Below are 13,007 nucleotides of genomic sequence, written 5' to 3' on the forward strand. Positions count from 1 at the left end.
GTGTCTACGATGGGCGATGATGATTTTGCCTCGCAGGTTTCAAAACTGCTTGACGATGCCAAAAAACAGAATACGGAGAGAAGCTCTTATAGAACAAAGGCCAGTGCGTATTATGATGGTACTATGAAAGCGATTGATGCGGTGACAAAACAGGGTCGATCTCATGCTGTTTCCCGGGACATTCGTGGAGTGATTGCGAAGATTTTACCATCATTACGACGTGTTTTGATAGGAAGCGACAAGGTTGTCGAGTATCAGCCTGTAGGCCCAGAGGACGAGGGCGAGGCAGATCAGGCAACAGATTATGTCAATGAGATTGTTTTTCCTGAATCACACGGCTACGAAGCGGTTGAGGAAGCCTTGCATGATGCGCTTCTTCTCAGAAATGGTTTTCTGACGTGGAGATATGAGAGCAGGAAGAAAACCGAAACGGATTTGTATACGGGGCTGGATCAAACGGCTTTTGTGATGCTGGTATCAAATGACGATGTTGATGTGCTGGAGCACAGCGAACAACCACAGAAGATGCCTGATGGTTCAGAAGAAGTTTTGCATGATGTGCGTATACGAAGGACATATGTTGATAGCCGTGTCCGTATTGAAGCGGTGCCACCTGAGGAGTTTCTGATATCCCCTGAAGCCGTGACAATTAAGGAAGCGGTTCTTGTCGGGAGACAGACAAAGCTCAGGCGTTCTGATCTGATTGAGATGGGTTATGATCGTGATGTTGTGGACGCGTTGCCTCTCGGTGATAGCGTAGAGAACAAAAAGACGTTTGACGGGATGAGCTATAGCGATCGGTCATTACAGGAAATTGATTATTACGAGCTGTATGTACGGATTGATGATGATGATGACGGTATTGCCGAACTTCGGCGTGTGGTGATGGCGGGAGGGAGAAGTGCCGGGAATATTCTGGAGAATGAGCCCTGGGACGAAGCCCCCTTTGCCTCTCTCATTTGCAGGCGTTATCCGCACAGGTTCGAAGGTGAAAGTATTTATGATGATGTTTTCGATATTCAGGAGCAGAAAACGGTTATTCTGAGGCAGTCTTTTGACAACCTTTATTTACAGAATATACCACGGACGATCGTAAATCCTGATGTTCTTGAAAATGTTGATGAGTTTCTTGAACAGGACATCGACAGACCTGTTTTTATCAAGGGCGGTTATCTCCCTTCGCAGGCAGTTGATACGCATGTTGTACCGATGGTTGCCGATAAGTCATTTCCCTTTATGGAGTATCTTGATCGTGAACTGGTGATCCGCACAGGGATATCGGACGCATCAAGCGGACTTGATCCTGAAGCCTTGCAGAATATGACGGCCACGGCCACGGCCCTGATCAATCAGGGTGGTATCGGACAAACGGAATTGATGGTTGCAACACTGGCGCATGGGCTGAAGGCGATGTTTCGTGGCGTGTTAAGGCTGATCACCCAGCATCAGGACAAGCCGCGAACAGTAAGGCTTCGCAAACAGTGGGTCAAGATTGATCCGCGTGTCTGGAATACGGACATGGATGTGACAGTCAATACGGGATTGGGGAGTGGCACAAAAGAGCGCGACATGATGGTGATCAGTCATATTCAGCAGCTACAGCAGACATTATACAGCATGTTCGGGCCTGACAATCCTTTCCTGACCTCCGAGAATATCTGGAACGCGCTTGTTAAACTTGTTGAAGCGGCAGGGATCAGGAATGTTGAGCAGTATTTTACACATCCCGATCCTGCGATGATCCAGCAACGCTTGCAGGCAGCAGCCGGGCAAACTGATCCAGAAACGGCAAAGATACAGGCAAAGGCACAGGCACAGGCAAACGAAAAAGCACTGGATCGCCAGCAGAGGGCAGCAGACAGTCAGCAGAAGTTGGCTTTTGAGCAGCAGAAATTTGCAACAGAAACAGCCCTGAAGAACAAACAGCTTGATATGGAACAGGCGGACAAGATCGCCCTGGCTCCTTCAGGCATGTCTGGAAGTGTGCACTTTGGAGGGCAACCAGGATGAGCTCAGGTTTTCGTTTAAAAAGAGCAGAGTTGCGCGAGGAAGAGAAGATCGCCATGGCACGCGATCTTCTGGCCCATCCGCTTTTCAACAGCTTTTTTGAGGATCTTGAAACAAGTGCCGTTGATCGTTGTTTGCATGCAGCATGGCTTGATCACGAAGGACGGGCACAAGCGGCAGCGGAAGCAAGAGGGATACGCAGTTTTCATGCGTATCTTGAAAAACTGGCTAAAAAAGCCTGAACATACAAGGAGAATAAAATATGGAAGAAATGACCAGCCCCAAGGGCGGGAATGAGAATTCTTTGCCTCACGATGATGGTGGCTTCGGGAATTTCATGAAAGAGTTGGGTACTGAAACAACTCCTTCAAATGAAGTTCCTGTAGAGGAAATAAAAAAACCAGTCATCAAGGAAAGAAAGCGTGGCGATGATGGGAAGTTTGTCGCTTCAGCCAAGGCAGATGATGAAAAAGTTGTCAATTTCCCTGTGAAGGAAAAAGCCAACGTGGAAGCAGCTGTTGCTGATACACAGGATCATGAAGAACAGGAGGAGGACGAAGATGTTGAAGAGAACAAAGGTGAAGACGAAGGCGAAGGAGTTGAACCCGCTGGATCATCCGATGGTGAAGGTGAAGAGGAAGACCCCGAATTCGAGATTGCCGAAGGCAGGAAGGTCAGGCTCAGCCAGCTAAAAAACAATTATAAGGAATATGGCGATATAGCCGAGGCAGCGCATAATGTTATTGGCCTTCGGGACAAGGTCGCCGCCGATGCCAACCATCTTGCACAGGTTACACAGAATATCGTTAAATTGCTGAGTGACATTGTTCCTGCACCCAATGCATCTCTCCAGCAGACTGATCCATCAGCCTATAATCAGCAATATGTGGCTTATCATAACTGGATGGGTGTACTCCAGAACCTTCTGAATATCGCTTCTCCTGCCCAGAAGATCAGTCAGGAAGCAGAGGCACACAAGAAGCAAACGGACAGTGATCAGCAAAAGCAAAGAAATCTGGAGGAATATTCAAAACTTGTTAAATGGCTTCCTGAACTGAATGACAAGGCAAAGCTTGAGACCTTTCGCAACAATGCCGTGCGTTTTTCGAAAGATATCGGTGTTACGGACAATGAGATTCCCTCTTTGCTTTCTGACCATCGCTATTACGTCCTCACACATTATGCCATGAAAGGTCTGAAGATGGAGGAAGCGGAGAAAAAAGCAGCACAGAAAGCTGTAAAGGCACCGCCTGTGAGTATGAGCAAGAAAGGTACAGTCATAAAGGATAAAAGTCATTCTATAAAACGGGCGAACGAAAGGCTGGCAAAGGAACAGACGCATGAAGCAGCAATGGCTTTTCTTGATGCAATAGAAAAAAATGCCTCATAAAGGAGAAATGAAATGGCAACACAATTACAAACTTTTATCACTTCCATGTCGAACACAAACCGTGAGGAGCTGGATAAGGGAATATCGAATATAGCCCCTTCTGATACACCCATTCTGACGATGATAGGGCAAGGTAAAACAAACTCTATTCATCCTGAATGGGCAGTAGACACCTTAAATCCACCTGCCGATAATGCCCATATTGAAGCAGAAGTTTTCACTTATAACACTCCGCTTGTCGTTCAAAGATATGGCAATTATACGCAGATTTTTATTAAAACCTTCAGCATATCAAATACCCAAATTGCAGTTAATACTGCCGATGATGAATATTCACCAAAATACCAGATGATGAAGGTATTAAAAGAGATCAAGACGGATATTGAATATTCTATTGTCGCGTCAACTCCTTCTGCGAATGGAAGTGCAACTGTTCGCAGGAGTGGTGGACTTCCAACATGGCTTACCAGTAATGTTGATCGTGGCACAGGTGGGCAGAGTGGCGGTTTTTCTGGTGGTGTTACAACGGCACCAAAAGCAGGAACGCCAAGGACTATTTCTCTTTCCCAACTCGAAAACGTCATGCAGCTTGGCTATCAGAATGGAGCAAATTTCAGCGATATTGTCATGTCTCCAGGTGTTTTTACGTCATTTTCTCATCTTAAAAGCGACAGTAATATTATTCCTTTAAGGAGCGAGGTAACACCTGGTAAAGGAAATACGATTTCGTCTTCCGTAAAATTCTTTGAAGGTCAGTATGGCCCGATAAGGGCACAGGCTAACAGGGTTATGAGAAATCCTTCGTTGGGAACAAATGCTTTCTTTATTGATAAGGAAATGTTGCAGTGGCTTAATCTTCGCCCGATCGCGCCAAATCCTAAAGTGACATCGAATGCGGATGGTGAAGTGGCTGCCGTTGTCTGTGAGGGAGCATTAAAGGTGAAGAATGAAAAAGGTATCGGCATGATTGCTGATCTCAGCGGAACCTGATGTTAAAGGAGAAATAGAAATGGCTGATGAAATCAATACAGAAAATGCTGATGTCACTGGCAAGGAGAATGGGAATGGCAGGACTAAATCTTCTGCACCTGTAGAGCCTGTCGTTATGGTTGAGCTGTACCGTGATTCATGGTGCGGGCCTGATGGAGAGAAGGTTGATGCAGGAAAGAAGATAAAAATACCACAATCTCTTGGAGAGGAATACGTTAATTCAGGAACTGCCAGAATTATTTCAGGAGAAACGTAATGTCTCCTGTTCGTGATGGTGATTGGGTTCTATTTGACTGGAATCCACAGACAGGCGTTTCTACCTGGTATATGAATGACGGCACATACGACATTTTTCGTGTTGATTGTCCCGTGGAGGCATTGCTGGCAAGAAATGAGGAAAGTCGCAAGAATACAAGATATGGTCTGAATGATAATTTCAGGCTTGTTGCCGATGTTCCTGCCAATCTTGCTCATGACTGCGGGCTGATGGAAGCCTTTGACAATAAAGATCATACATGGGTCAGAAGATGGATGAACGACAGTGACAATCGTGCGTTTCGAACATCGGAGGGTTCTGTTTGAGCGCGTATGATTATGGCACCTTGCTTGCCGATGCGGTTCATTATTCGGATAAGGGAGATATTATCCCTCTTTTTCCTGGTTTTCTGAGGCGTGTTGAGTCTGTTCTGAACCGTGACTTGCGTCTGTCAGGAATGGAAAAGCAGACTTCTCTTGCTCTTGTCGACGGTATGGTATCAGTGCCAAACGATTGTCTTGAGATCATTCAGATCAGGGACGAAAGGAATTGTGTTCTTGTCTGTCTTCCCCTTGATGCCTTTAACGAGGGACGCAGGGGCACTATCCTTTTATCGGGCACTATCCGTGTTTCTGGTTTTCCTTCTGCTGCCAAAATAACCATAACCTATTATGGGCGGCTCCCTTCGCTGTCTGTTGTTGCACCTCAAAACTGGCTTCTGGATCAGGGCTACGACATTTACCTGTACGGTGTGGTTCGCGAGATCGGATTGTGGGAACAGAATACGGATAAGGTGACTTCGGCAATGAAGCTGTATGATGCAGCGGTTCAATCCCTGCAGCGGTCAGATACAAGGTTTCGGAACAGCGGCAAAAGAATTATTGTTGGAGGCCCAACACCATGACGATTGTTTCCATTGTCAATGAAGTCTGCGATCTTGCCGCTTTATCCCGCTTTGACAAGTTTTATGGCAATAACGATGACACTTGTGCCCTGTTGATGACATTACTGACAGAAGGCGGCAATGAAATCAGTCTCCGTGCGGAGTGGCCTTCTCTTATAAGACAGGTGCCAGTGACCAGTGACACGTTTATTGTTCCCCCTGACTTCAGGCGTGTTTATGGAAAAGGGGCTGTGATGATGGCCGATGGCTCTTTTGCACGTCCTGTCATGGCAGCGACATCATGGGAAATTATCCGTAAATCCTCCTCTTCCCTCTGGTATTTTCTGGATGGCAAGACACTCAGACTCTCGTCTTTTTCTTCTCCCGTGACGTTTTTTTACATTTCATATCACTGGATTCTCGGGAGTGACGGAAAGAACAAGGCGATGATATCCCTTGATGATGATGTTCCTGTTTTTCCTGAACATCTGCTGGTGAAGAATGTTCTCTGGCGATGGCGGCGTTCGCAAGGGTTGGTCTTTCAGGATGAACTGCAGGAATTTGAGGGATCTCTGGCTCTTGAGACATCACTTTTTGAGGATTCCTGATGGCAACAAGGCAATGGAGAAAAACTTCTCCTGTCAATAACAGGGGATCGAATGTATTGTCGTCACCTGCACTCTTTCCTGCGCCTGTAAAAGGTCTGGTTACTGTAGAGGATTTTCAGGATGGCACAGCGGGATCGGCTCGGGTTCTCAGAAACTTCTGGCCAACTGTCAATGGAGCTTCCATACGGGGAGGTTCCATAAGAAAAGCTCTTCTGGCTGATGGCGGTGCTGTTGTTTCAACTTTTGTCTATAAAAAAGGGGATATCAGAAAAATATTCGCAGCAACAAACACGGCAATTTATGATATGTCCACGGCGGCAGTCCTTCCCAATCCGACAACGGCTTCTGTTTCGGGTCTCAGTTCAGGGGAATGGTGCGTATTTCAGCATAATATCGTGGGTAATTTTTTTCTTGTTGCTGTCAATGGTCGTGATGAAAGACAGGTTTATGATGGTACCCAATGGCGCGCCAATATTCCTGCCATAACCTTTGACACAAAATACACGATGAGTTCTTCTCGCCTTCTCTACGGCTGGCTGTTTAAAAGACGTCAATGGTATGTTGGGGCTGGGACAATGGACGCCTGGTATCTTGATGCAGATGCCGCTGGTGGAGCAGCGCATGTTTTCCCTCTGGGAGGAATATTCCAGTTGGGAGGATCACTCCTTGCAGGCTTCTCATGGTCGATTGAGAGTGGTGATGGTCTTTCTGCCTTATGCGTTTTTCTGTCAACCGAGGGAGAGATTGCTGTTTATGCAGGAAATAATCCTGATGTTGCCACTGATTTTTCCCTGAAAGGGATTTATCAGATTGCACGCCCTCTTGGCAGGAATGCACTGGCAGATGTCGGGAGTGACATATGGATTGCGACATCGGATGGTCTTATCGCGATGAGCCAGGTTTTGTTGCAGGGGCGTAAGGATACGTCACAACTTTCCTTTTTATCCCGTCCTATTGAAAGGGAATGGCGCAGGGCTGTTTCCATTAACTCAACAAACTGGTCAATGATCACCTGGCCAGCAAGAAATTGTCTTCTTATATCCTTTAGCGGTCATATTTTACCGTATACAAATTTCGTATTAAACGTTCTCACCAACAGCTGGTCTATCTTCACCAACTGGTATTCCACATCCTTTGCCGAGTCAGACGGCAATCTTTATTTTGGGGATGATAGCGGGACTTTTTGGCATGCTGATGTATCAGGAACAGACGATGGACGTTCTTTTTCAGCGGCCTACATTTCTTCTTTCAGTTATGGGGATAATCCAGAGGGAGTGAAACGTGCCTGTAGCGCACATATGTTGTTTAAATCAGTTGAAAGACCGAATGTAAAACTTTTTGCGCGATCAGACGGAAACGAAACTGTACCGCTATACACCACTGCAAATCAGATAAAGCAGTCTTCGGGAACGTGGGACAATGCCACGTGGGACGTTTCAAGATTTGACAGCATAGGCGCATTGCCTGTTGAGTATGGAATACGACAGAATGTCTTTGCGACTGGAAGACGTCTTGCAGTGGGTTGTGTGCTTGTTTCATCTGGGGATTTTGCATTGAACATTGAAATTGGCGCAGCAAGTCTTGTTGTTGAGGGAGGCAGTGCATGAAGCGAATGATCTGGGGCGGAGAGCGAGCACCAGAGATCAATCATGCGATTGCACATTTTGTCATGGAACGCGTTCCTGCCTGCGCAGGAGGATGGGAGCGTTTTACCAGCATGGGAATTGTCAATGATGATGTGCTTGTTGCAGGGGTTATTTACCATAATTACTGCCCTCTGGCACAGGTGATTGAATTATCGGGGGCATCCGATGACCGCCGCTGGCTGAACCGTTTTATTTTACAGGCTATTTATCATTATCCATGGGATGAATTGCAGTGTCAGGCGGTTGTGCATCGTGTTCCTGATGATGATCAGCAGCATCGCTGGCTTCCTCTTCTGGGAGGTGTCCGCTATCGCATACCCCGTTTACGCGGAAGAAATGCAGCGGAGAATATTTATGTAATCACACGCGAAGCATGGATGAATAATAAATTCAATAAGGAAAAAGTGAATGGGAAAGCATCAACCAAAACCGCCTGACCCCAATCAGGTAGCAGGAGCGCAGTTTGCAGGCAATATTGCCTCGGGAATGGCGGGATCTGCCTTAAGCAATGTCAATCAGGTGACGCCTTATGGCACACTGAACTATAGCCAGACAGGAATGACAAGCATTACAGATCCCTATACGGGGAAACAGATCAGCATTCCCCAATATACAGCGACACAGACATTATCGCCGCAGGAACAGGGAATTTATAACACGAATACGCAAACGCGGCAGACCTTGGGCAATGTTGCCAGTCAGGGGGCAGGCTCGCTGAAGCTGGACACGGGCAATACGCAGGATTATGCCAATGCCCTGTTCGGGCGTATGAACCCTCTTCTTGACCAGAGACGCCAGCAGTTGCAGACACAGCTTGCCAATCAGGGACTGCAACCTGGCTCTGTAGCTTACAATCGGGCGATGGATGAAGCGGACAGGCAGGAGAATGACGCGCATATGGCCGCCATTCTCAATGCAGGACAGGAACAGAACCGCGTCAGTGATCTGAACAGCAGCCGTATCAATCAGCTCAATGCCCTGATGAACATTGCCAAAAATCAGAATCCTGGCTTTATTGGCACGCCTTCAAGGAATGTTGGCGATGTCAATTACGGCAATATAGCGCAGAACAGCTACGCGGATCAGGTTGCCAGATGGAAGAATGGACAGGATAACGCGCTTCAATGGGCTGGCTTTGGTTTAGGTCTTCTTTCTGATGTACGGGCCAAGACAGATATTCAGCCTGTAGGGACATTGTATGAGTATCGGTATCTTGATGATCCTCCTGAAAAAAGAAGAATTGGTGTCATGGCACAGGAGATTGAACATATTCGTCCCGAAGCGGTATCTGTGGACGATCAGGGCCTGAAGCGTGTTCATTATGGTCGTCTGTTTGAATTGGGAGAATATTAAAAATGGGACTTTTATCTTTTTTTGGCGGCCCCGATCCGCAGAATATCAATACACTGGGCGATATTGATGCTTATAAAAAACAGCTCATGGATCAGATCGGCAACATCAATCAGGGTAATACCTCATCATGGGCGGGCATAGGTAGTAGTATTGGTAACCTGTTTAACGGCATAAGGATCAACCAGCTGAACAATCGCAGGGTGGATATTAATAATCAGGCATACCAGAGCGATCAGAACAGAATTCAGCAAAGATTATCGGGACTGTCACAGCCACAGCCAGCCATTCCTGCCAGTGGACAGGGATTGCCAACACCATCTTCAGGCGGACAGGGAATAGCGACACCATCTTCCATGTCATCCGTTCAACCAGCGAATGTTTCTTCAGATGCCGAAGACAATATCAGGCGTATTATCACAGCCATGGCGCCATCCGTCAACAATAATCCCAATGCTCTTGCCACCATTCATACCACGATCATGCATGAAAGCGGTGGGAAATATAACAACGGTGAGTGGGATGTTAACGGTATTTCAGGTGGTTTTTTCCAGAATCATGATGGTGGTGGTGCCTCAAACTGGACAGGACTTAAAAACTACGCGGCTTCGAAAGGTGAACCAACGACAAATATTTCTCCTGAAACCGAAGCGGAATATTTTATGAAATCCTACCCCGATACGATAAAAGGGCTTGCGAATGCGCAATCTCCTGAGGAAGCAGCCAACATTATAAACTATGAGCAGAGGTTTAAAGGCTATAACAAACCTGGCGGTGAAGCGCAAAGACGTATCAATGACACCATAAACAGGCTTGCGTATTATCAGAACAGTAACAACCTGCAAAATTCTGGCAACCAGCTTGCAAGCCTTGATCCGAAAGCTGCACTCATGTCTGCTCTTCAGAACAATCCGATGTTGCCTTCTGCGGGCCAACAGGGGTCACAGGTTCAGCAGGCTCTGGGCACACCTGCTTACACATTCAAGGCACCTGTGCAGGCAAATAATGCAGCGGCTCCTGTTTCGCAGCCTCAGACGCAGGTACAGCCACGACAGACGCCCGTGTACAATGCTTCTTCAGTGCCTATAAACGGCGTACCACTTTCGCAAATGGCAAATTTCAAAGACTATCTTCTTGATCTACAGACGGCGGCTTCTTCTCATGACCTCAATAGAGCTAATGCGGCTATCGACAACTTGATCAAGGTAGATGAACCTTCATACGGACTTGACCTTTCCAAGGGACAGGCGGCTATTTCCCTTTCAGAGGCAAAGGCGACAAACGAAAAAGCGGAAGCTATCAAGGCTCTTACGGGGAAGTCTTCTGATATATATTTCCCACCACAAACTGGAAAAGGAACAGATGGAAAGCAATATGCCATTCTTGTAAGAAAGGATGGTGGCGGATCCGTCAATATCCCACTGGGCAATATCGAAAAAGTAGGCAAGGCGAATGAACCTCTTCCGAAAGCTTCTCTTGGAAGGGTTGAGACCGTAGATGCTCATGGAGATCACCATGTATATCAACAGTGGAATGATGGTAGCCCACCAACCGAGATGAAATTTGGAGAGGGAGAAACCCCTTACACAGCAGGAGAAAAAGCTTCAGACATTAAATTGGCTGGTGCAAATGCGGATCTTTTCAAGAAGGACTATCTGGATGGCAAGGAGGCTGATCTGGCTGCACAGAGCCTTAACGAGCTTGAAGGTCTTTTGGGTGATAAAGGGGGCTTCTGGAACGGCGTAAAAGGCAAACTTGCGCAATACGGCATACAAACAGGCCCTGAAACAAGCAATTATCAGGCAGCGCAGGCACTTATCAATGTCCTTGTTCCTCATCAGCGTGTTGCTGGTATGGGCCGTATCTCAAATCTTGAATGGCAGTCATTCCTAAGGTCTCTTCCTAATCTGCTCAATACTGCTGAAGGCAACAGGCTTATTATCGATAATTTACGCAAGGCTGTACAATACAGACAGGGAAGGGCTGACATAGCTTCGCATGTTTTGAGCAATGAATATAGCCCTGCGGATGCTTTCAGGGAGATAAGAACTCTCGAGAGCAATCTTGGGCTTAATAACTTACGAGGTTCTGGCTCTCTATCACAACCCCATGGAGCACAACCGCAGACGCAGACGGGGGGAACAGGAAGCACAATACTTGCTCCACCTATTGGGTTTGTGTCTAAGGGACATCGATTTAAAGGTGGTGATCCCTCAAGAAAAGAAAGTTGGGAAAGGATTCAGTAATGACGACTTATCCATGGGAAGATTTCCAGAATGGGACAACGGATGGTAAGCCTTGGGAAGATTTCCAGCAACAGCAACAAACTCCTTCCTCATGGGCAGATACGATTTCTCAGTACGGGAAAAGTGCTCTTGGAGCTCTTGAATCCGCGGGAGAAGGTGCTGCTGAAGGAGTTCCTATTGCGGGGCATATTTTAGCCCCTGTTGTAAAGGGAGCCATAGCAGAGGGAAAGGCAGCTTACGAAGGACATCCGATTGATAACTTTTCCAAAGACTACCAGAGTGTTTCGCAGGGCTGGGATCAGAATAAACAGGATCATCCATGGGCAAATGGTGCAGGAAATATGGGAGGAGCCATTGCAGGAACTATGGGCCTGAGTGCTATGCTACCTGTAACGGCTCCTTTTCTGATGGGCGACAAGACAGCGTCTCTTGGTGCAAATATGCTGAAACAGGCAGGAGGTTATGGCGGTCTGGGATTAGCCGATGGCACAGCAAACTACATAAAGGACAAGATAACGGATTATTTTACAGGTTCTGATACTGCGAATTTGTGGAACTCAGCCAAAAATGCCCTTATCGAAGGGGGATTGGGCGCTGTTGGAGGTGCTGCTGCTCCTGTTCTGGGCAAGGGAATTGGAAAGGTTTCGCAAGCTATAACATCACGTATTCCAGGGGTTACAGGAAATACATCTGGCCCTGCCAGTGCTGATGACCTTCGTGCTCTTGCCGATAATGCCTATGGAAAGGCACGTGATGCGGGGGTTTTATATTCTCCAAAGGCAACGCAAGGTCTGGCGGATCGTTTGGGAGATGAATTCAGGAATTTTGGCTATCATCCTGAGTTGCAAACAGGGGCAAAAGTAGCCCTTGGTCATATACAGGATTTGGGAGGAAATGCTGCAACACTGAATGATCTTGATATTGCCAGGAAGATTGCTGGCAACGCCTATCGGAGAGATGATCCATCCAACAACATGCTTACCGATATGATAAAGAACAGGATTGACGATCTTGTTTCAAATCCTCAGAAAGGAGATGTTTTAACAGGTGACAGTTCCCAGGCTTCTTCATCTCTTCAGGAAGCACGTGATTATTGGGGAAGGATGAGAAAACTTGAGACTGTAGACAGGCTTCTTGAAGAGAGTGATCGCAATGCAGGTGCTTCTGTTTCGAGGAATACAGAAATGGCAGCAAGACAGAAGATAAAAGGTTTATTAAACAACGCTGTAAAAAGCAGGGGTTTTACACCTGATGAAAAAGCTGCAGCCGATACGGTTGCTTATGGAAAAACTGGACAAAATTTTATCAGAGGAATAGGTGCTCTTGCGCCGACCAATATGACAGGGTTTGCTTTAAAAGCAGGGTTCCCATCCTTGGCAGCTGGTGTTACTATGGGGCCAACCGTAGGAGGTATGCTTGGGGTAGCTCTTCCTGCTCTTGGTTATGGGGCCAAAAATCTGTCGGAATCAATGACGAAAGAAAGCATTGATGCATTGCGCAAGCTGATTATCAGCGGTGGAGTTAAGGCCGCTCCTGTTCCTTCCTTACCTCCCGTTGGGCCAATTGCACCCGCAACGATATCTGCAATTCGTGCTTCCCTTGGGTTGAATCAATAGCCACAAAATCACTCT

At 46.9% G+C, this 13,007-nt stretch carries 14 protein-coding genes; 13 read left to right on the forward strand and 1 reads right to left on the reverse strand.

Features of this window, described 5'->3' with window-relative positions:
• Positions 1 to 9 precede the first annotated feature (9 nt).
• The 11 genes from B488_RS02440 to B488_RS02490 all read left to right on the forward strand — a co-directional run bounded on the left by B488_RS02440 (position 10) and on the right by B488_RS02490 (position 9,133).
• On the forward strand, positions 10 to 2,010 hold the full coding sequence (locus B488_RS02440) for a portal protein (RefSeq protein ID WP_210160720.1): 2,001 nt from the start codon (positions 10 to 12) through the stop codon (positions 2,008 to 2,010).
• 53 nt (positions 2,011 to 2,063) lie between these two features.
• Positions 2,064 to 2,249: a hypothetical protein gene (locus tag B488_RS02445; RefSeq protein WP_144049190.1), complete on the forward strand. Its 186-nt coding sequence runs from the start codon at positions 2,064 to 2,066 to the stop codon at positions 2,247 to 2,249.
• 20 nt (positions 2,250 to 2,269) lie between these two features.
• Positions 2,270 to 3,397, forward strand: coding sequence for a hypothetical protein (locus B488_RS02450; protein WP_015272927.1), 1,128 nt, complete (start codon positions 2,270 to 2,272; stop codon positions 3,395 to 3,397).
• Between the two features lie 12 nt (positions 3,398 to 3,409).
• Positions 3,410 to 4,387: a DUF5309 domain-containing protein gene (locus B488_RS02455; protein WP_015272928.1), complete on the forward strand. Its 978-nt coding sequence runs from the start codon at positions 3,410 to 3,412 to the stop codon at positions 4,385 to 4,387.
• Positions 4,388 to 4,406: 19 nt separating this feature from the next.
• On the forward strand, positions 4,407 to 4,643 hold the full coding sequence (locus tag B488_RS02460) for a hypothetical protein (protein WP_015272929.1): 237 nt from the start codon (positions 4,407 to 4,409) through the stop codon (positions 4,641 to 4,643).
• Positions 4,643 to 4,969, forward strand: coding sequence for a hypothetical protein (locus B488_RS02465; RefSeq protein ID WP_015272930.1), 327 nt, complete (start codon positions 4,643 to 4,645; stop codon positions 4,967 to 4,969). Before B488_RS02460 ends, B488_RS02465 begins: the two co-directional genes overlap by 1 nt.
• Positions 4,966 to 5,547, forward strand: coding sequence for a phage adaptor protein (locus tag B488_RS02470; protein WP_015272931.1), 582 nt, complete (start codon positions 4,966 to 4,968; stop codon positions 5,545 to 5,547). The genes B488_RS02465 and B488_RS02470 overlap by 4 nt, the downstream gene beginning before the upstream one ends.
• Positions 5,548 to 5,717: 170 nt before the next feature.
• Positions 5,718 to 6,134, forward strand: coding sequence for a hypothetical protein (locus B488_RS02475; RefSeq protein ID WP_144049191.1), 417 nt, complete (start codon positions 5,718 to 5,720; stop codon positions 6,132 to 6,134).
• Positions 6,134 to 7,741 carry a hypothetical protein gene (locus B488_RS02480; protein WP_015272933.1) on the forward strand — a complete coding sequence of 536 codons (1,608 nt, stop codon included), beginning with the start codon at positions 6,134 to 6,136 and terminating at the stop codon, positions 7,739 to 7,741. Before B488_RS02475 ends, B488_RS02480 begins: the two co-directional genes overlap by 1 nt.
• Positions 7,738 to 8,217, forward strand: coding sequence for a hypothetical protein (locus tag B488_RS02485; protein WP_015272934.1), 480 nt, complete (start codon positions 7,738 to 7,740; stop codon positions 8,215 to 8,217). Before B488_RS02480 ends, B488_RS02485 begins: the two co-directional genes overlap by 4 nt.
• The gene (locus B488_RS02490) at positions 8,189 to 9,133 is read left to right on the forward strand and encodes a tail fiber domain-containing protein (protein ID WP_015272935.1); all 945 of its coding nucleotides are present in this window, start codon (positions 8,189 to 8,191) and stop codon (positions 9,131 to 9,133) included. Before B488_RS02485 ends, B488_RS02490 begins: the two co-directional genes overlap by 29 nt.
• Before the next feature lie 207 nt (positions 9,134 to 9,340).
• Here the strand turns inward: B488_RS02490 and B488_RS07160 are convergent, their stop codons facing one another.
• Complete coding sequence (locus tag B488_RS07160) at positions 9,341 to 9,481, reverse strand: hypothetical protein (protein WP_187287614.1); 141 nt, start codon at positions 9,479 to 9,481, stop codon at positions 9,341 to 9,343.
• A 74-nt stretch (positions 9,482 to 9,555) separates the two neighbouring features.
• On the opposite strand from B488_RS07160, the gene B488_RS02495 reads away from it, so the two are divergent.
• Together B488_RS02495 and B488_RS02500 are read left to right on the forward strand one after the other, a co-directional pair.
• On the forward strand, positions 9,556 to 11,376 hold the full coding sequence (locus tag B488_RS02495) for a hypothetical protein (protein ID WP_144049192.1): 1,821 nt from the start codon (positions 9,556 to 9,558) through the stop codon (positions 11,374 to 11,376).
• A complete protein-coding gene (locus B488_RS02500; protein WP_015272937.1) occupies positions 11,376 to 12,992 on the forward strand; it encodes a hypothetical protein in 1,617 nt (538 codons plus the stop codon). The genes B488_RS02495 and B488_RS02500 overlap by 1 nt, the downstream gene beginning before the upstream one ends.
• Positions 12,993 to 13,007: the final 15 nt, after the last annotated feature.

Source organism: Liberibacter crescens BT-1 (assembly GCF_000325745.1).
Classification (GTDB): domain Bacteria; phylum Pseudomonadota; class Alphaproteobacteria; order Rhizobiales; family Rhizobiaceae; genus Liberibacter; species Liberibacter crescens.

Bases quoted from the DNA above. Each gene is read 5' to 3' on its own strand.
- B488_RS02440 (WP_210160720.1), top strand. From the start codon at position 10: ATGGGCGATGATGATTTTGCCTCGCAGGTTTCAAAACTGCTTGACGAT.
- B488_RS02445 (WP_144049190.1), top strand. From the start codon at position 2,064: ATGGCACGCGATCTTCTGGCCCATCCGCTTTTCAACAGCTTTTTTGAG.
- B488_RS02450 (WP_015272927.1), top strand. From the start codon at position 2,270: ATGGAAGAAATGACCAGCCCCAAGGGCGGGAATGAGAATTCTTTGCCT.
- B488_RS02455 (WP_015272928.1), top strand. From the start codon at position 3,410: ATGGCAACACAATTACAAACTTTTATCACTTCCATGTCGAACACAAAC.
- B488_RS02460 (WP_015272929.1), top strand. From the start codon at position 4,407: ATGGCTGATGAAATCAATACAGAAAATGCTGATGTCACTGGCAAGGAG.
- B488_RS02465 (WP_015272930.1), top strand. From the start codon at position 4,643: ATGTCTCCTGTTCGTGATGGTGATTGGGTTCTATTTGACTGGAATCCA.
- B488_RS02480 (WP_015272933.1), top strand. From the start codon at position 6,134: ATGGCAACAAGGCAATGGAGAAAAACTTCTCCTGTCAATAACAGGGGA.
- B488_RS02485 (WP_015272934.1), top strand. From the start codon at position 7,738: ATGAAGCGAATGATCTGGGGCGGAGAGCGAGCACCAGAGATCAATCAT.
- B488_RS02490 (WP_015272935.1), top strand. From the start codon at position 8,189: ATGGGAAAGCATCAACCAAAACCGCCTGACCCCAATCAGGTAGCAGGA.
- B488_RS07160 (WP_187287614.1), bottom strand. From the start codon at position 9,481: ATGGTGTCGCTATTCCCTGTCCGCCTGAAGATGGTGTTGGCAATCCCT.
- B488_RS02495 (WP_144049192.1), top strand. From the start codon at position 9,556: ATGGCGCCATCCGTCAACAATAATCCCAATGCTCTTGCCACCATTCAT.
- B488_RS02500 (WP_015272937.1), top strand. From the start codon at position 11,376: ATGACGACTTATCCATGGGAAGATTTCCAGAATGGGACAACGGATGGT.